The organism is Halorussus vallis (assembly GCF_024138165.1).
Taxonomy (GTDB): Archaea; Halobacteriota; Halobacteria; order Halobacteriales; family Haladaptataceae; genus Halorussus; species Halorussus vallis.
Map to the genome: position 1 here is coordinate 3,761,914 of NZ_CP100000.1, position 17,061 is coordinate 3,778,974.

19 protein-coding genes and 1 tRNA gene are annotated in these 17,061 nt (G+C 67.8%); 5 read left to right on the forward strand and 15 right to left on the reverse strand.

Annotated features, from left to right (window positions below):
* The first annotated feature begins 89 nt into the window (after positions 1 to 89).
* Positions 90 to 1,247, forward strand: coding sequence for an NAD(P)/FAD-dependent oxidoreductase (locus tag NGM07_RS19085; protein WP_253514563.1), 1,158 nt, complete (start codon positions 90 to 92; stop codon positions 1,245 to 1,247).
* Between the two features lie 48 nt (positions 1,248 to 1,295).
* On the opposite strand, the gene NGM07_RS19090 is transcribed toward NGM07_RS19085, so the two are convergent.
* The 3 genes from NGM07_RS19090 to NGM07_RS19100 form a co-directional block, all read right to left on the reverse strand.
* Positions 1,296 to 2,732, reverse strand: coding sequence for a PQQ-binding-like beta-propeller repeat protein (locus tag NGM07_RS19090; protein WP_253514565.1), 1,437 nt, complete (start codon positions 2,730 to 2,732; stop codon positions 1,296 to 1,298).
* Between the two features lie 110 nt (positions 2,733 to 2,842).
* A complete protein-coding gene (locus tag NGM07_RS19095; RefSeq protein WP_253514566.1) occupies positions 2,843 to 3,271 on the reverse strand; it encodes an FAD synthase family protein in 429 nt (142 codons plus the stop codon).
* A complete protein-coding gene (locus NGM07_RS19100) occupies positions 3,268 to 3,792 on the reverse strand; it encodes a Mov34/MPN/PAD-1 family protein (protein WP_253514568.1) in 525 nt (174 codons plus the stop codon). Before NGM07_RS19100 ends, NGM07_RS19095 begins: the two co-directional genes overlap by 4 nt.
* Positions 3,793 to 4,256: 464 nt before the next feature.
* On the opposite strand from NGM07_RS19100, the gene han reads away from it, so the two are divergent.
* Positions 4,257 to 6,158, forward strand: a complete 1,902-nt coding sequence (gene han, locus NGM07_RS19105; protein ID WP_253514569.1) for a Hef-associated nuclease — start codon at positions 4,257 to 4,259, stop codon at positions 6,156 to 6,158.
* A gap of 82 nt (positions 6,159 to 6,240) precedes the next feature.
* Here the strand turns inward: han and NGM07_RS19110 are convergent, their stop codons facing one another.
* Positions 6,241 to 7,980, reverse strand: a complete 1,740-nt coding sequence (locus tag NGM07_RS19110) for a phospholipase D-like domain-containing protein (protein WP_253514571.1) — start codon at positions 7,978 to 7,980, stop codon at positions 6,241 to 6,243.
* Between the two features lie 79 nt (positions 7,981 to 8,059).
* Between NGM07_RS19110 and NGM07_RS19115 the strand changes: the two genes are divergently transcribed.
* Positions 8,060 to 8,299, forward strand: a complete 240-nt coding sequence (locus tag NGM07_RS19115) for a hypothetical protein (protein ID WP_253514573.1) — start codon at positions 8,060 to 8,062, stop codon at positions 8,297 to 8,299.
* Between the two features lie 30 nt (positions 8,300 to 8,329).
* Here NGM07_RS19115 and NGM07_RS19120 read toward each other — a convergent pair whose 3' ends face one another.
* The 3 genes from NGM07_RS19120 to NGM07_RS19130 form a co-directional block, all read right to left on the reverse strand.
* On the reverse strand, positions 8,330 to 8,485 hold the full coding sequence (locus tag NGM07_RS19120) for a DUF7837 family putative zinc-binding protein (protein WP_253514575.1): 156 nt from the start codon (positions 8,483 to 8,485) through the stop codon (positions 8,330 to 8,332).
* A gap of 154 nt (positions 8,486 to 8,639) precedes the next feature.
* The gene (locus NGM07_RS19125) at positions 8,640 to 9,980 is read right to left on the reverse strand and encodes a HEAT repeat domain-containing protein (protein WP_253514577.1); all 1,341 of its coding nucleotides are present in this window, start codon (positions 9,978 to 9,980) and stop codon (positions 8,640 to 8,642) included.
* A gap of 57 nt (positions 9,981 to 10,037) precedes the next feature.
* Positions 10,038 to 10,775 (reverse strand): protein sorting system archaetidylserine synthase, encoded by a 738-nt coding sequence (locus NGM07_RS19130; protein WP_253514579.1) that lies wholly within the window; start codon positions 10,773 to 10,775, stop codon positions 10,038 to 10,040.
* Positions 10,776 to 11,059: 284 nt separating this feature from the next.
* Here NGM07_RS19130 and NGM07_RS19135 point away from each other — a divergent pair, with 284 nt between their 5' ends.
* Positions 11,060 to 11,488 (forward strand): plastocyanin/azurin family copper-binding protein, encoded by a 429-nt coding sequence (locus tag NGM07_RS19135; protein ID WP_253514581.1) that lies wholly within the window; start codon positions 11,060 to 11,062, stop codon positions 11,486 to 11,488.
* A 33-nt stretch (positions 11,489 to 11,521) separates the two neighbouring features.
* Here the strand turns inward: NGM07_RS19135 and NGM07_RS19140 are convergent, their stop codons facing one another.
* The 5 genes from NGM07_RS19140 to NGM07_RS19160 form a co-directional block, all read right to left on the reverse strand.
* Positions 11,522 to 12,556 carry a lysylphosphatidylglycerol synthase transmembrane domain-containing protein gene (locus tag NGM07_RS19140; protein WP_253514582.1) on the reverse strand — a complete coding sequence of 345 codons (1,035 nt, stop codon included), beginning with the start codon at positions 12,554 to 12,556 and terminating at the stop codon, positions 11,522 to 11,524.
* A gap of 175 nt (positions 12,557 to 12,731) precedes the next feature.
* A complete protein-coding gene (locus NGM07_RS19145; protein WP_253514584.1) occupies positions 12,732 to 13,367 on the reverse strand; it encodes a 30S ribosomal protein S3ae in 636 nt (211 codons plus the stop codon).
* Positions 13,364 to 13,675, reverse strand: a complete 312-nt coding sequence (locus NGM07_RS19150; protein ID WP_253514586.1) for a KEOPS complex subunit Pcc1 — start codon at positions 13,673 to 13,675, stop codon at positions 13,364 to 13,366. Before NGM07_RS19150 ends, NGM07_RS19145 begins: the two co-directional genes overlap by 4 nt.
* A complete protein-coding gene (locus NGM07_RS19155) occupies positions 13,672 to 14,880 on the reverse strand; it encodes an exonuclease RecJ (RefSeq protein ID WP_253514588.1) in 1,209 nt (402 codons plus the stop codon). The genes NGM07_RS19150 and NGM07_RS19155 overlap by 4 nt, the downstream gene beginning before the upstream one ends.
* Positions 14,881 to 15,345 carry a 30S ribosomal protein S15 gene (locus NGM07_RS19160; RefSeq protein WP_253514590.1) on the reverse strand — a complete coding sequence of 155 codons (465 nt, stop codon included), beginning with the start codon at positions 15,343 to 15,345 and terminating at the stop codon, positions 14,881 to 14,883.
* 263 nt (positions 15,346 to 15,608) lie between these two features.
* On the opposite strand from NGM07_RS19160, the gene NGM07_RS19165 reads away from it, so the two are divergent.
* Positions 15,609 to 15,680 (forward strand) — tRNA-Ala (locus NGM07_RS19165).
* Positions 15,681 to 15,917: 237 nt separating this feature from the next.
* Here the strand turns inward: NGM07_RS19165 and NGM07_RS19170 are convergent.
* The 3 genes from NGM07_RS19170 to NGM07_RS19175 all read right to left on the reverse strand — a co-directional run bounded on the left by NGM07_RS19170 (position 15,918) and on the right by NGM07_RS19175 (position 17,015).
* Positions 15,918 to 16,172 (reverse strand): hypothetical protein, encoded by a 255-nt coding sequence (locus NGM07_RS19170; RefSeq protein WP_253514597.1) that lies wholly within the window; start codon positions 16,170 to 16,172, stop codon positions 15,918 to 15,920.
* Positions 16,173 to 16,264: 92 nt separating this feature from the next.
* A complete protein-coding gene (locus NGM07_RS25365; protein WP_256524306.1) occupies positions 16,265 to 16,396 on the reverse strand; it encodes a hypothetical protein in 132 nt (43 codons plus the stop codon).
* Positions 16,397 to 16,544: 148 nt separating this feature from the next.
* Complete coding sequence (locus NGM07_RS19175) at positions 16,545 to 17,015, reverse strand: ABC transporter ATP-binding protein (RefSeq protein WP_253514599.1); 471 nt, start codon at positions 17,013 to 17,015, stop codon at positions 16,545 to 16,547.
* Positions 17,016 to 17,061 lie beyond the last annotated feature (46 nt).

A 17,061-nucleotide genomic window follows, 5' to 3' on the forward strand; every position in this document is an offset into this window, starting at 1 on the left:
GCCGAACCGCCGAATTCACGTTAGACAACCTCTCACAGTGCGTCCGGGGTTTCAAAGCCTTTGTATCGGAGGACTCCGGAGTTTCCCACATGACGGAGAACGTCGTCGTGCTCGGTGCGGGGTACGCCGGTGCTGGCGCGATTCAGCAACTCGAAGACGAACTGGACGGTCGCGACGCGGAACTGACCTGGATTTCCGAGAACAGCTACCACTTGGTTCTCCACGAGTCCCACCGCGTCATCCGCGACCCCAGCGTGCAGGACAAGATCACGATTCCGGTCGGCGACATCGCCTCCCCGTCGACGGAGTTCGTGCAGGGGCGCGTCGAGCGCGTCGACACTGACGAGCGGACCGTCGAACTCGACGACAGCGAGTCGGTCGACTACGACTACCTCCTCGTGGCCATCGGGAGCCAGACCGCCTATTACGGCATCCCCGGGATGGAGGAGAACGCCCTGACGCTGAAGAGCCTCGACGACGCGCTCGAAATCCACGAGCGGGTCAAGGAGGCGGCGAGCACGGCCTCGCGCAACGACCCCGCGAAGGTCGTCATCGGCGGCGCGGGCCTGTCGGGCATCCAGAGCGCGGGCGAGGTCGCGGAGTTCCGCGACAAGCACCGCGCGCCCATCGACGTCTACCTCGTGGAGGCGCTCGACGAGATCATGCCCGGCCAGGACTCGGAACTTCAGGGCACCGTCCGGCGCTACCTCGAGGAGGCCGACGTCGAGATTCTGACCGACGACCCCATCACGGAGGCCGACGAGGACACCATCCACTTCGACGAGGGCGACCCGCTCGACTACGACGTGTTCGTCTGGACCGGCGGCATCACCGGCCAGGACGCGATGGACGACTGCGGCCTCGACAACGAGCACAACCGCGTAACCTGCGAGTCGAACTTCCGGACCAGCGACGACCGCGTGTTCGCCATCGGAGACTCGGCCATCGTCGACCAGGGCGACAACCCCGCGCCGCCGACCGCCCAGGCCGCCTGGCAGGCCGCGGAGGTCGTCGGCGAGAACATTGCCCGCGCGATGAACGACCAGCCGCTGAAGACCTGGACCTACCAGGACAAGGGGACGCTCATCTCCATCGGGGAAACCGCGGTGGCCCACGACGTCGACGCCGTGCCGGTCCGGACGTTCAACTCCTACCCCGCGAAGTTCCTGAAGAAGATGGTCGCCGCGCGCTGGATCGCCGACCTCACCTCGTGGCCGCGCGCGCTGAAGGCCTGGGACGTGCTGTAGCGACCGGCGAACTACGGCGGTAGCCGACCGCGACTTCCGTTTCGATTCTCAGTTTCCGAGTTCCCGGACGAGTCCCGCGTCGCTCGCGACGAAGACCCGGCCGTCCCGGCCGACCGCGGGGCGGAACAACTGCTCGCTCGTCTCGAACGTCCAGCGCGCGCTCCCGTCGGACGCGTCAAGCGCGGAGACGAACTCCCGACTTCGCGTGTGACTCCCGACGACCAGCGACTCGCCCGCGACCTGCAGGAAGGTGGCGAATCCGCGGACCGAGACGCGCCAGCGTTCCTCGCCGGTCACCGCGTCGAGGGCGTGTACTGCGTCGGGGCGGCCGTCGTTGTACGCGCCGACGTAGAGCGTCCCGTCCGCGACGGTCGGCGGCTCTCGGGTCTGGCCGTCGGCGTCGAACGTCCAGCGCTCAGCCCCGTCCGTCACGTCGAGGGCGAACACGGCACCGTCGTACCCGGTTCCGACGACGATGTCGCCCGCGACGGCCGCGCCGGTCGGGACGAACGGCCTGTCGGCCACCGGGACCTCCGCGTAGGTCCAGCGTTCGGTTCCGTCGGACAGTTCGACGGCCGCGAACGCCGAGTCGCCGTCGGTTCGGGTTTCGGCGAATAGCGCGCCGTCGGCGACGACGAACGACTCCGTCGCCGACGAGAGCGCGCCGACCTTCCCCGACCACTGCCGGTTCCCGGTCGCGGGGTCGTGGCTCGCCGTCGCCTGTCCGCCGCCGGGGCCGACCAGCAGCGTCTCGTCGAGGTAGTGACCCTCGAAGGCGTCGCCGCTCTCGACCGACCACGCCGTCTCGCCGTCGCTGAGACCGACAGCCGACAGCGTCTGGCCTTCGACGTCCAGCGCGTCGTCGCTGGTGGCGAGGTACGCCCGGCCGCCGCCGAACGCGAGGACGTTCAGGAACTGGTCGACCGGGTCGGTGCGCCACCGTTCGCTCCCGTCCGAACCGAACCGGAGGAGTCGAACGTCGGTGCCCCAGAAGCCCGAACTGCCGCCGGCGACGCAGAACGCGTCGCCGCCGTGGACTCGCGGGGCGGCCATCGGCGCGGCGGGGAGGTCGGCCGTCCACCGCGGTACGCCGTCGCTCGCCGCGCTCGCGGCGAGCGACCCCTTCGCGTCCGACTCGCCGTCGGTCGTCTGCATCTCGACTTCGCCGACGGGGACGTACACCGCGCCGTCGCCGACCGCCGGCGCGTGGGCGAGCGGGGCGTCGAACGCGACCCGCCAGCGAACCGCCTCCGATTTCGGCGATTCGGGTCGCGGCTCGTGGCCAGTCTTGGTCGTCGTCGGGGATGTCGTCCCTGCGGTCGTCGTCTCGGCGTCGCGCTCGGTCGTTTTCGTCGACCCGGTCGTCGCGGTGCTGTCGGTCGGCGCGTCGCGGCCAGCGCAACCGGCGAGGCTCGACGCGACGGCGGCGCTCACGAGGAACCGTCTGCGGGTCGAGGAGACCGGCTTCTCTTCGGGGGAGGGCATGGGCGTGGCTGTCGCCCGGGGTCGGTATAAGTCTTCTATCTAAACGGTTCGCTCCCCCGCGCTATCGTCCTGGCACGGTTCACTCGGCGCCGGCCGCGCTCGCGGCGCTCCTATCCGCGCTCTTCGAGAATCCGGTCGATGATGCGGCCCGTCGAGAGCAGTTCGCCCTCGTAGGCGGGTTCCCGGGGGCCGGCGCGCCGGACCTCGCACTCGATGCCCCTGCGGGTGAGTTCGTCCTCGATGGCGGCCTCGTCGTGGTGTTGGTCGTGGCCGAGGACGATGTAGTCGGGTTCGAGTTCCTCGATGGGCACGAAGATGTCCTCGGGGTGGCCGACGACGGCCTCGTCGACCATCTCCAGGGCCGCGACCACGTCGCGGCGCTGGCGGTTCGGCAGAATCGGGGGTTGCTTGTGGGTGACGTTCTCGCGGCGGGCGACGATGACGGTGAGTCGGTCGCCCATCGCCGCGGCGTCCCGGAGGTAGTGGAGGTGTCCGGGGTGGAGCAAGTCGAAGGTTCCCTGTGCGATGACGTGGGTCATTTGGTGTCCTCGTCGTAGTCTCGTTCGCGGTCGTATTCGTAGCCCATTTCGGCGTCGATGTCGGCCTGCGTGAAGTCGAAGAACGACTCGCCCTCCGGGAGCGAGACGTCGAGCACGTCTAGATCGCGGGGCTGTCCGTCGTTGTCGAACGCCCGCCAGTCGTCGCGCTCGTAGGGGTAGCCGATGATGATGTGGACCTTCCCGCGGCCGAACGTCGCGAGGTCGGCGTCGCTCGGTTGCAACACGCCGTTGGGGTGGGAGTGGACCGACCCGACGCCCCGCGAGTCGTTGGGAATCTGGCTGGTCTTGACGGTGGCGCTCACGCTGTTGGACTCGGTCCCGGGGATGACCAGCACGTCGGTGATGACCGTGCCGTCACGTTCGAGTCCGAGGCTCCGGGCGTCCTCGCCGCGGAGGAAGCCCATGTACTCGTGGGGATGGGAGTCTTCCGACGCTTCGAGCGCGAACTGGAGGGCCTCCTCGGCGATGCCGAGGATTTCGCTCGACCTGAACAACCGCATACTGATGAGTCCGGCCGGGCGCGTTCTAAACGTTGCGAACGTCGCGTCGAACCGTGCGAGAAGTTGTCCCTCGTAACGGAACAAATTCGTCCTTCGCGCGCACTCTTAGCGCGCCCCCGTGGCGCGGTGCGGTGGCTATGCGGTCCGGGTGGATGAAAGGGGCCGCTCGGTCGCGCCCGAAGGGTGTGGTCGTCTCAGCGCGGCCACTATCTCGGGCGCGACATCGCCGCGCCCGAGATATCCCGCTGAGCGAACGCAAGCGGGCAGAGGCTTTCGAGGCAGTTTTCACTGCGGTCGCTCCGACCTGTGGCGAGCAGATGGATGACGAGGCCGCAACACTCGAGACGAATTCGGCGGTTCGTGGGTCGAACGTAATCGCTCACTCCCTCCATCTTCGAACCTCCACTTCCCACGAACCCACTTGCAAACCGTTAAAAACGGCCGCGCCGAAATCACGCCTAACAATGACTTCGTCTACCGACGACCCCGAGCAGGGGTCCGTCGTCGTCTACGACCTCGACCCCGATTGCACGGTCGAGGACGTCGAAGCGGGCAACTACTACCACGCGACCGTCAACGGCGTGGTCGACTACGGCGTGTTCGTCGACCTCTCGGACTCCGTCTCGGGACTCGTCCACGAGTCGACCTACGACGGGAGCTACGCGGTCGGCGACGAGTTCGTCGTCGAACTCACCGAGATTCTGGAGAACGGCGACCTGAGCTTCGAACCGTACGAGGGCGACTACGAGACCGAGTCGGTCGCCCACGACTACGACATCACGGACGCCGGCGACCTGCCCGACCGCGTGGGCGACACCGTCCACCTCGAAGGCGAGATCGTCCAGATCAAACAGACCGGCGGCCCGACCATCTTCCACGTCAGCGACGAGACGGGCGTCGTCCCCTGCGCCGCCTTCGAGGAGGCCGGCGTCCGGGCCTACCCCGAGGTCGAGATCGACGACGTGGTCCGGGTCACCGGGATGGTCGAGGAGCGCGACAACTCCCTTCAGGTCGAGGTCGAGAAACTCGACGTGCTCGAAGGCGAGGAGGCCGACGAGGTCCAGGACCGACTCACCGCCGCGCTCGAAGAGCGCGCGGAACCCCACGACGTCGAACCGCTCGTCGAGTGGCCCGCGCTGACCCAGCTATTCCCCGACCTGAAGGAGGTCGCCAAGCACCTCCGGCGCAACGTGCTGGAGAGCCGGCCGATTCGGATGCGCCACCACGCCGACGGCGACGGGATGTGCGCCTCGATTCCGGTCCAACTCGCCCTGGAGAAGTTCATCGAGGAGACCCACCAGAACCCCGCCGCCAAGCGCCACCTGTTCAAGCGCCTGCCGAGCAAGGCACCGTTCTACGAGATGGAGGACGTCACCCGCGACCTGAACTTCGCGCTCGAAGATCAGGCGCGCCACGGCCAGAGGCTCCCGATGTTGCTGATGCTCGACAACGGGAGCACCGCCGAGGACGTGCCCGCGTACAAGAACCTCGCCCACTACGACATCCCCATCGTGGTCGTCGACCACCACCACCCCGATCCGGAGGCGGTCGAACCGTTCGTCGACGCCCACGTCAACCCCTACCTCCACGACGAGGACTACCGCATCACCACGGGGATGATGTGCGTCGAACTCGCCCGGATGATCTGGCCCGACATCACCGACGAACTCCGCCACGTCCCCGCGGTCGCGGGGCTGTGCGACCGCTCGAAGGCCGACGAGATGGCCGACTACGTCGAACTCGCCGAGTCGGAGGGCTACGAGGAGTCGACCCTGCGCGACATCGGCGAGGCACTCGACTACGAGGCGTTCTGGCTGAAGTACGACGACGGCCGTAGCCTCATCAACGACGTGCTCAACGTCGGCAGCGACGACGAGGAGCGTCACCGCGAACTCGTCTCGTTCCTCGCCGACCGCGCCGCGTCCGACGTCGAGGAGCAACTCGACGCCGCGATGCCCCACGTCGAACACGAGCGCCTGGAGAGCGACGCCCACCTCTACCGCATCGACGTGGAGAACCACGCCCACCGCTTCACCTACCCCGCGCCGGGCAAGACGACCGGCGAGATCCACGACCGGAAGGTCCAGCAGACCGGCGAACCCGTCATCACCATCGGCTACGGTCCGGACTTCGCGGTCCTGCGGAGCGACGGCGTGCGCCTCGACATCCCCGAGATGGTTTCGGAACTCAACGAGGAGATCGTCGGCGGCGGCGTCTCCGGTGGCGGCCACCTCGTGGTCGGCTCCATCAAGTTCGTCCCCGGCATGCGCGAGCAGGTTCTCGACGCGCTGGTCGAGAAGATGGCCGACGCCGAGATAGACGAACAGCTCCAGAGCACGACGGTCGGTCACGAGCGCGACGACTGACCCGCTTTTCGACTCCGTCTCTCGAATTCGTCTCCCGACTGCTTCTCGAACCCGTCTCCTGACCCTTCCTTCGCCGTCGAACTCACTTCTCGAACGTCACCTCCCGCCTGGCGACCAGTATCGCGACGACCGCGCCGACGACGATTGCCGCGAGCAGACCGACCGGTAGTCGGCCGACGCCACCCGCGCCGTCGCTGCTGGCGCGCCAGTCGCGGTCGAACACCGCGGCGTAGTACCCGGCGGGCGCTTCGCCGTGTAATACGACCGCCACCTCCCGGTTTTCGCGGGCGGAGTTGTTGTTCCAGTTGAGACTGCCGACCACCGCGGCGTCGCCGTCGACGACCACGCCCTTGGCGTGAATCTTCTTGTACCTCCCTCGGGGGTCGGCCACCCGCGCGGTCAGCGGAATTCCCTCGCGGTCGGCGCGTTCGTTCAACCGCGCCGCCAGCGCCCGGTTGTCCTCCGCGACGTACCACGCGCTGGAGAGCAGGATTCGGACCTCGACGCCCCTGCGGGCCGCCCGTCGGGCGGCCCGCAGGAAGGGTTGGCCGGGACCGCCAATGGAGACTTGCTGGACGCGAATCGACTCGCGGGCCGAGTCGAGCAGGGAGACGACCGATTCCTCGGCGTTGTCCGGCGCGACGACGATGTTTGCGGACTCGACGGAGACGGTCCGGGGGTCGAAGTGGGAGGGGAACGACCCATTCTCCGGGCCGCCGGGTTCGAACGTTCGGCCCCGCCGGAACTCCCGCCACGGCACGGCGTCGCGCCACCCGGCGTCGGCCGTAAACACGGTTGCGAGGCGGTCTGCGGCCGCCTCGCTCCGTAAGACGACGCCCCACCCGCGGCTGGCCCGGCCGCCGGTCCCCGAGGGCTTCCAGTTCTCGGTGAGCACCAGCGCCCGGTCGTCTGCGACGGCGTACTTCGGGTGGTGGAAGGCGTAGCGCGCCAGCGGTCCGGCGACCACCCGGACCTCGATTCCCTTCCGGGCGAGTGAGTCGAGGAGTTCGGCCTGCCGGCTCGAGATACCCCCGACGGGCGCGCCCTCGACGAGTAGGCGGACCGTTGCCCCGCGACGGTCTGCGGCGACGAGCGCGTCGGCCGCCCGCTCGGAGGTGAACGTGTACCCCGCCAGCAGGAGTCGGTCGTCGGCGCTCCGGAGCGTCTCCACCGGAACGCCCGGCGCGTCGGGGAGGACGAACGTCCGGGCGCGAGCGGGGCCGACCGACGCGACCGGGAAGTCGGTCGCGCCGAGCGGCGTCCAGCGCCATGCGCCCGAGTCGGCGCGGTTCCAGCGCTCGCCCGCAGGGGCGTCAGCGTAGGTAACGTCGGGAGATCGGTCGGCCCGGCCGGCGCGAGCTCCAGCCGGGCCAACCAGCCGAACCGTCTCGCCGGCGTTCGACAGCGAGAGGTCGCCGTGGAGTCCGAGGACTCGAAGTTCGGTTCGGTTTCGGGCCGTCTCGGGGTCGGCCGAGAGCGCGACCCGGCCCGAGACGGTCGCGTCCGGGAGCGAGACGTTCGCCTCGCCGTCGGCGAGGCGGTACTCAGAGAGGTTCGTCGCCCGAGGGACGTCCAGGACCACGAACTCGCCGACGTCGTCGGGCGCGACGGGATTGGGGTAGACGGCCGCTATCGTCGGCGACCTTGTGGCGTTCGTCGCGTTCGTCCTATCCGAGGCATCCCACCCGGCCGCGGGCGGAACCGGGCGGGACCCCGCGCTCGCCGCCGGTGCGAGACAGACGGCCGCGAGGGACCCCGCGAGCAGAAGCGCGAGCACGACTCGGGCCGCGGGCGCGCGACGGACGAGGCGTTCCTGGCGCACCCCCACAGGTGGCCCCGGCTTCGAATTTAAACTCTCGGGGACCGGTGGATATTTGGCTCGTACGTCCGCCGGTGACCGTATGGACTACGTGCTGATGCTCGAACTCGCGGGATACGCGGTCGGGGCGCTGGGCGGCGTGCTGGTGTTCTTCGAGTTCTTCCAAACGCCGAGTTACATCTCGTACGAACCCGAGTTCAACGACTACAACGTCGACATCTCGCCGCACGAGGTCGAACAGTACACGTGGTCGGGGCGAATCGGGGCCTTCCTGCTGTCGGTGGCGTTCGCCCTGGAGTTCCTCGCGGCGTTGCTCGGCTGAACCGGCGACGGCCGCGGAACCGAAGCGCCGTCACTCGTCCCGTGGATGGACGACATCCCGGCAGTCGGGACACTCCGCGAACTTCGCGGGCGTGCCCTCCGACACGTACTCGATGAGAAGATAGTCGCGCGGGATGGCTCTGGCGCAGTTCGGGCATCGTCCGAGCGTCTTCGTTTCGGCTGACATGGCCCGTGTCCGTATTACACGAGGGAGAGGGCCATCTTTGTTATTGTCGTACTAACTAGACGTAACGCCCGATAGTGTGTCACAGAAAACCCCGACGAATCGGAAATGTAGCACTGAAATGCCGTAACTGGTGGTTACGGCGTCTTCTCGCCGGTCACGCGACCGTCTCGACGTCGTTCTCGACGGCCTTCTCGGCCTCGGACTGGACGAGGAAGTCGCGGTCGTCGCTGTACGGGCGGACCGCTTCGAGCGCGCGCTCGGTGCCGATCTGGTTGAGCGCCCACGCGGCGCTGGCGCGCACCTCGCCGGACTCGTCGTCGGCGAGCGTGTCGGCGAGCGGTTCGATGGCGCGCGTGTCGCCGATGAGGCCGAGCGAGCGGGCGGCCTGACTCCGGACGGAGGCGTCGTCGGCCACGAGCTGGTTGGCGACGTCCTGGGTGGTTTCCTCGCTGCCGATCTCGCCGATGGCCTTCAGCACGGGTTTGGCCATCCCGGGGTCGGCGTCGATGTAGTCGAGGATGGCGTCGAGTCCGTCCTCGTCGCCGATCTTGCCGATGATGTGGATGGCGGGCTTGTCGCGGCGCTGGGCGCGCTGTTTCATCGCGTCGAGCGACTCGGAGTTGCCCATCCGTTCGAGCGCCTCGACGCAATGTTCCTCCATGAAGTTCGACTGGAGCTTCTCCAGCGCGAGCAACACCATGTCGACGCGGTCGCGCTTCTCCCAAATCTTCAGCGCGTGCCACTCGGGCGGGTAGTCCTTGCGGTGGTCGAGCACGTCGAAGAAGCCCTCGGCCTGGAGCTGTTCGCGGGTCGAGAGGTCCTCCCACGTCTCGGCTTCCTCGACGCCCGCTTCGAGTTCCTCGGCGGCCGCCAGGAGTTCCTCGATGGTTTCGGCGTCGTCGTCGGGGTCGAGGCCGGCCTCGCCGATCGCGACCGCGGCGTCTTCGAGCGCGGCCACCACGTCGTCGGTGTCCGTCGTGACGTTGACCGCCAGGTCGGTGTCGAGGATCTCCTCGACCTGGGAGACGAACTCGACGGTCGTCTCCTCGAGTTGCGCTTTGCCCCGCTCGGTCCAGCGCTCTTCTTCGACGGTGGTCCCGGCGTCCGAGACGATCTCGACGACGTCCTCGGCGTAGGGACCGCGGGCCGCTTCGAGTTCGTCGCGGAGGTCGGCGAGGCGAGCCTCGTACTGCTCGCGCGGACTCTCCACGTCCTCGTCTTCGTCCTCGGGTTCGGGGAGGTCGGCCGCCTCGAGCATGCCCTCTATCTTGTCGAGTTTGGCCTCGACGGCGTCGAGGTCGGCTTCGGTTTCGGCGGCCTCGAGTTCGGCCTCGGCGTCGTCCAACTGCTCCTCGATGGAGTCCTGAGAAACCAGCTCCTGGGTGTCCTCCTCGTCGGCCGCCTGCTCGTCGGCTTCGGCCTCGGTCTCTGGCTCTTCGGTCTGCGCTTCAGTCTCCTCGTCGGCGGCGTCGGCCGCCTCCTCGTCCTCGCTCATGCTGCCCACCCCGTTGCGCTGACTCGGTCCATATGGTGGAAACTCGGTCCGTACGCATCAAGAGCGTTTCCCTTCCACCTCGCGGCGGGGTTCGCCGGCGGGGGAGGTTTCGTGGCAGTCGCGCCAGTAGAACCGCGGCCCCAGAAGCAGGTACGCCAGCGCGGCCCCCAGCAGCGCTCTCGGGAACGCCCGGTCGAACGCGAACGGAACCAGGATGGCGAGCGCCTGCACGCCGCCCATCGCCAGCGCGTCCCGGGCGTAGAGGTCCGGGTACGGAATGTCGGTCACCATCAGGTACGCGAACGCGCCGGTCGCGCCGAGGAGCACGGCGGCGTCGTCGACTCCCGCGAGGACGGCGGCGGCAAGCAGGGTCGCACAGAGCGTCGTCGGCACGCCCTCGGTGTGCTGGTTCGCGAGGTCGTAGGCGGTGTAGAGGCCGAGGCGGACGACCGCCATCGCGACGAACACCGCGGGGACGCAGAACGCGGCCGCGGTCGCGAGCGAGGGTTGGGTGAGGTTCCACTCCGCGCGCGCGACGACGAACACGAGCACCGCGGGCGCGACCCCGAACGAGGCCACGTCGGCCAGCGAGTCGAGGTACTCGCCGGCAGCCGTGCCGCCGGTCTTCCGGGCGATGACGCCGTCGAGGCCGTCGGCGACCGCCGCGAGCAACAGCAGGCGGGCGGCGAGTTCCGGTTCGACGGTGGCCGCGACGGCCGCGAGGAAGCCGAGCGCGGCGTTCGTCACCGTGACGGCGTCGGCGAGGCCGAGCCGTCCCACGAACCGGGGTTGCATACGTGCGGGATGGGCGGCGGCCGTTCATACGTCTTTATATCCGCGCGATTCTCGGCGGCCGGACAGGTCGGGCGGTAGAGCGAAGCCGAATCGCGGCGGGCGAGAATCTCGGAAGGCGAGCGTCTGCCCCGTGCTCGCGAGCGCGGACTACGCTCGGAGACCGGAGACAGACGCTCGTAGACCTGAGACGGTCGTTCACAGGTCCCGGGGAAGCCGCTCGCAGGCCCGGCCGACACGGGCGGCCTTTCGCACCACATAAATCCCTCGCGCTCCGAAGGGCCGACATGGACCGCCGAACCTTCCTCGCCGGGACCGCGGCGCTCTCGTCGGTCGGCCTCGCCGGCTGTAGCGCCCTCCGGAACAGCAACGCGAGCGCGAGCGAGGAGTACGACGTCGGCATGGGGTCGGCATTCTTCCGTCCGAAGAAGCTGACCGTGACGGTCGGCACGACCGTCGTCTGGCGGAACACAGGCAACCGCCGCCACACGGTCACCGCCTACGAGGGTCAACTCCCCGAGGGCGCGGCGTTCTTCGCCTCGGGCGGCTTCGAGTCGGAGGAGGCCGCCCGACAGGGCTGGATGAACGGCCTGAAGGGCCACATCGACGCGGGCGAGACGTTCGAACACACCTTCGAGGTGCCGGGCGACCACCACTACTTCTGTATCCCCCACGAACCGACCGGCATGGTCGGGACGGTCGTCGTCGAGGAGTGAGGGTTCTCGGGACGGGGCTTCGACGGTCACCCCTCACGCGGACGAGGTTCGCGTCAACTGGAGCGCCGCCACCGTCGCGCCCCCGAGGACGATGGGAAACAGCAGCGTCGCGCTCCGGAAGACGAGCGCCGCGGCCGTCGCGGTCGCGGCGGGGAGGCCCGTGAGCGCGACGAGGAGCACCACCAGCGCGGCGTCGACGCTCCCGATGCCGCCCGGTAGCGGGACGAGGTCAGTGACGGTCACGAGCGAGACGACCAGTACCGGAATCGCCGGTCGTACGCCGGCGCCGACCGCCGACAGCGAGAGCCACAGCGCGGTTGCCTGCAACAGCCACCCGAGCGCCGACGAGCCGATTCCGAGCGCGAGCACGCGCCGGTCGGCGGCGACGCGTTCGAGTCCGTCGACGAACGTCCCGATTCGCGCCTGGAGGTCGGCTGGCGACGGGAGTCGGACGCTCGGGACGACGCGGACAGTGACTCGCTGGAGGGCAACGAGCGCGCCGACCGCCCGAACTTCGAGCCACCGCCGGTATCGCCACGCCAGGCCGCCGCCGACCGCCAGCAACGCGGAGATGCCGAGCATCGTTCCCGCGACGACCTCCAGTTGCTGCCCGACCGTCGTCGTCGCGCCGACGTAGAGCACCCCCAGGAACGCGAACGCCGGCGCGGGTAGGTAGTTGATGACGTCGGTGCTGACCACCGACAGGAGCGCGGTTTCGTAGTTCGCCCGGGTCGCCCGCGAGACGAACAGCGCCGCGATGGGTTCACCGCCCCCGACCGAGAACGGCGCGACCTGGTTGGCGAACAGCACGTTCAGGTAGACGAGCGTCGCCCGTCGCCGCGACGCCGACACGTCGAGGACGCCGAAGACGAGATAGAGGGTGTAGCTCCACGCCGTCATCCAGCACAGTGCGACCGCGAAGACGGCGCCGACCGTGAGGCGGTCGGCAGTCGCGAGCGCCGCGACCACCTCGGAGACGCCGACGACGCCGACGAGAACGTACAGGACGACCGCCGCGGCGAGGAAGCCGACGAGTATCGTCCGCGCCGAAACGGAGTTCGTCTTCATTCGACTCCGAATTGGACCTTCTCCCCCGAGTGCGTTACCGCCGTTTTCGGTTCCCGCTCCGGGTCGCTCCGTCGCGGTCGTGGTCGCGGTCGCTCGCGGGGAATTCGAGCGCTGTCGCTCGGGGGACGCGAGTTCGGCGGTCGATAAAACGAGTGGTCGATTCGGTTCGAAGGCCTCAGACTTCGACGTCTTCTTCGTCGACGTCGACCGCGGTTTCCTCCTCGGCGGCGACCTCCTCGGGGCGCGCTTCGAGCGTCGCCTTCTGGATCTCGACGCGGCGGAGCGGGTAGATGGTCTTGGCCTCGCCGTAGATGGCCGAGGAGAGCCGACCCTCGACGACGCTGTCGATGAGGTCCTCGAAGGTGCGGTCCTCGGCGGCGTCCTCGACGAGGTCGATCATCGTGCGGCGGATGGCCTGCTCCTGGCTCGCGTCGGCGCTCTTGGTCGTGAACGCGACGGGCTGGATCTGGACGCGGTAGTCGTCGGTCGTCAGCACCGTGATGTACGCCTCGATCTTCGAGGCGCCGCGGCGCACGAGGCTCCGCAGGTAGTCGCGGGTGAGTTCGTGCTTGACGAACTCGGTGTAGGCCGCGTCGCTGCCCACGTCGTTGATCTTGAACGTGAGCTTGGTGTTGTTCTCGCTGGCGTCGTTGCTGAGTTCGCCCAGCGTGGTTTCGATGTCGCGTCCGAGTACCTTGTCCGGTTCGTCTGCGGGGGTCTGACCCAGCTCCTGTCGGTCGAACTGCTGGGGAGCGTGGATGGTGTACCACCGCTTTTCCTGTTTCTGCTTGGAGACTGAACGTTCGCTCATGATTGGTGTGTATCTGTGTTCGCGTGTCGGTCGGCTGCCTGTACCACTTTCCGCGCCACCGTGAGGTTCACGACGTAGTCGTCGACAGTCGTCTGCAGTCCGCCGGTCGTCTCTCGTTCGACGGTCGTCACCACGGCGTCCGGGCTGGACTCGCCCGCCTCGACTCGGGTGTCTATCTCGGGCGTGTTGTCCGGGCGGACCGCCGCCGCGACGACGTCGGCGCGGTCTAACTCCGTTCGAATCCGCGCCGAGCGAGACGCCGTCGTGGACGGCGTCTCGCTCGGGTCCTCGCGTCGTTCCTCGGTCACGTTCGGGCCTCCCGGAACGCGGCGAGGAAGTCGGTCGCCTCGGTGTCGAACTCGGCGTAACCGCGGGTCGCGGTGCCGCCGCCGCGGCCGCCGGTTTCGGCGGCCGCGGCGGCCATCGCGTCCCCGACCGAAACCGCGTCGGCCTCGTCGTCGAGGACGGCCTGTTCGGTCGCCGCCGCGGCGGCCTTCCCGTCGCCGACGACGAGTGCCGTCGGTTCGGGCGACCGGAAGTCCCGCAGGAGGCGGGCGACCGTCTCGACCGGGGCGTCTTCGGTTCGGAGTACGAACAGGCCGTCGTACCGGCCGGTCGTCCCCTCCCGCAGGGCCGCGTGGGCGCTGGCGGCGTGGTCGCGCCACGCCTCCAGCGCGTCGGTCCGCGCGTCGTGGCCGAGCGCCAGCGCGACGCCCGCGCCCGGTCGCTCGCGCGCGACCGATTCGAGCACGTCGGCGTAGCCCTCGACCGTGACGAACGGTCCGTCTTCGAGTTCGTGGGGCCGGAGCGCGCGCTCGACGGCGTCGGCCGCGCGGTCGGTCGTCCACTCCGCGCCCGCGACGGCGAGCGCGAGGTCCGAGGCGACGTCGCGGTGGGCCGACTCGTCGAGTTCGGCCGGCAGGTCGAGTTCGGCCAGCGTCGCCTGGACCGACCCCGCGTCGCCGGAGTAGTCGGCGTGCGCGAGGGTCGTGTGCGCGAGGCCGTCGGCGAGGTCGCCGGTCGGAACGCCGACGCCGGGTCGGCGCTCGAGCCCCGCTTCGCGGGCCTCTTCGTAGACGTGGGCGCTCTCGCCGGCGCCCGGCGGGCGACCGGCCGCGACCACGCCCGCGAGTGCGAGCGTGCGGTCTGGCGACGCGTCGAGTTCCCGGGCTGCGTCGAACGCGGTGACGCTCGCCGGGGTCGCCTCGGCCGCGAGCGAGACGTCGGCAGCGGGGTCGAGTCCCACGCCGACCGTCGTCTCGCCCGCGCCCGCGTGGGCTTCTCCGTCGGTGTCGGCACCGCCCCCGACGAGCGTCGTGCCGAAGCGGCCGACCCGAACCTGGTAGGGGACCGCCCGCTCGCTCAGTGCGCGCGCGAGCAGTCCCGCCGCGGCGAGGCAGTCGCCGTCCGCACGCGCGAGCACGCGGACGAACTCCGCCTCGCCGAGTGCGGCGGCCACGTCGCTACCCGAGGGGGCGTCGGCGCCGCTTCCGGTTCGACCCGAGGTGGACATCTATTCGATGAGTTGCTTGGCGGTTTCGTAGGAGTACGTGAAGTCCTCGTCGAGCTGGTCGCCGCGGTAGTAGTCGACGAGGCGACGGACCTTCGACTGGGTGTTCTGGAGCGCGCGCTTGTTCTGGTGGTCCTGGGGGTTCTCGTCCATGTGCTCGCGCAGTCGGACGGCCCGCTCGAAGAGGTTCCGGAGGTCCTCGGGGAGTTCATCGTCGGCGTCGTTCTCCTCGAGGATCTCGCTGACCTTCTTGCCCGTCGCCAGTTTCACGTCCGGGACGGGGGTGCCCTTGACGCCTTCGTCGCGCAGTTTCAGCCCGATGACGCTGGGGCTGTGGCCCTGCTCGGCCAGTTCAACGACGCGCTCTTCGACGGCGTCTTCGTCTACGTCGCTCCACTCCGGGGGTTCGTCTGCCACCGGCTTGTCGGAGTCCGACGAGCCGCGGCGGCGGGTGTGCATTCGTGCCATAGTTTGGATTGGAACTGCACAGACCGCTCGTGACTGAGAGTGTCTGCGTGCTGGTGCGTCTGTTCGACGCGGTGCACGTCCGCAATCCCGAGCCACCCAATCGGATGGCGAGTCAGATTTGCGGCTGTGCTGTTCCCGTACTCGAAGAACGGGTCAGGTCGTGTTAAAGGGTTTCCATTCGCTCCGCCGTGGGAGGCGTGAACGCAGTGGGGCGATTCCGAGAGGTTTATCAACACCGGCGGGGAACGTAGAATTGCAATCGCGGGCTCGTAGATCAGCGGTAGATCACTCCCTTGGCATGGGAGAGGCCCCGGGTTCAAATCCCGGCGAGTCCACTTCCTTCCCTCACTTCGTTCGGTCAGTCAGTGAACTCGCCGACCTTCGCGAACGAACCGCGTTCGCTCAGTCCCGGCGAGTCCACCGCAGAAAATTTCCCGTCATTCGAGTGAGGCCGTCCTATTCATTCGCTTTCTTCAAGTACTGTTTCACCGTCAGAACCCGATTTGATGGGATGTTCCGGCAGTTACGTCCTTGCTAATTTGATTCCGACCGTGCGTATTGCGTACCGGTGGTTAATCGTCACCGTGAACGGCTGGTGCGGGGGAAGCATCAACTCCCTTCGTGATAGCGTAAAGCAGTGCAGTAAGGAGCGCAGTATAGCGGAGGACAGCGATGAGAGTACTTCGCACCCCATAGAGGAGTTCGATACCGAATGCGGCAATAAATTCGCTCAGGAAATGGGCGAGGAGAAATCCGACCAAGACGATACTTCCGATACGGAGGCTTTCGGCAAGCAACCACCGACCATCAACGCCAAATGCGTTCATATCACTCGTCAACTCTCTCCTCCGATAAATCTACGTTCTAAATCTCCCATCAAGGGACGCTGGCCTGCACCGAATCGTATCGGAGGCCGCGGTCACTCCTCTCGAGTAAGATTGAGCATCTGCATGGCCTCTCGGATGTGGAAGTTCTTCTGTGCTCCATTCTCGGCATCTAGGGCCAACTTCAGTTGTTTCTCCACACCGCCCTTGAGTTCATCTCTCTCCATGTGAAACCACCAAGGAATCCAACCGAGTTAACACTTCTCCTCCGGGTCATTATGCCTGGTTTTCCGGACCGTGCGAGAGGCGAAGGGCCAGTACAGCGGCATCACGCAGAAAGAAGGGAGAATATCGGAGATGAGGAACGCGTCGTTCTCAGCTGGTCTGCCACGGCAGCGACTTCGGGAAATGGTGGCGGCGAACCGCTTCGCCCATCATCAGCAGGCCGCCGACAGCGAGTCCGATGGTCGCCATCCCTTTCGGTACCGTCGCCGGGAAGATGAGTCGATAGGTGAACGTGTGGGTCGTTCCCTGTATCTTCACCTTCACGTGCTGTGGCTGGAGGGGAATCTTGGCTGTGCCGGGAAGCGGCTCGCTGGTTTCGAGCACGTACGTCTTTCCATCGAGCGCACCGTCGACGATGCGTCGTTCCTGAGGCGTAAGCGATTCGTACCGATTGACGTGTTCCCCCTCGGCGTATGCGCTCGCATCCTGTTGAAACTCGTACTGAATCGCAGGGATGAACATGACCACCCCGGCGACGAGCGTGAAGACGCCGACAATGAACAACCCGTAGTGGATCCGCTTCCGTCTGGACCTCTCTTTAGAATCGACCGTTGGAGCCATAGCCCGGACTGGCGGACCACACATCATAAGTTTTCTCCACTTCGAA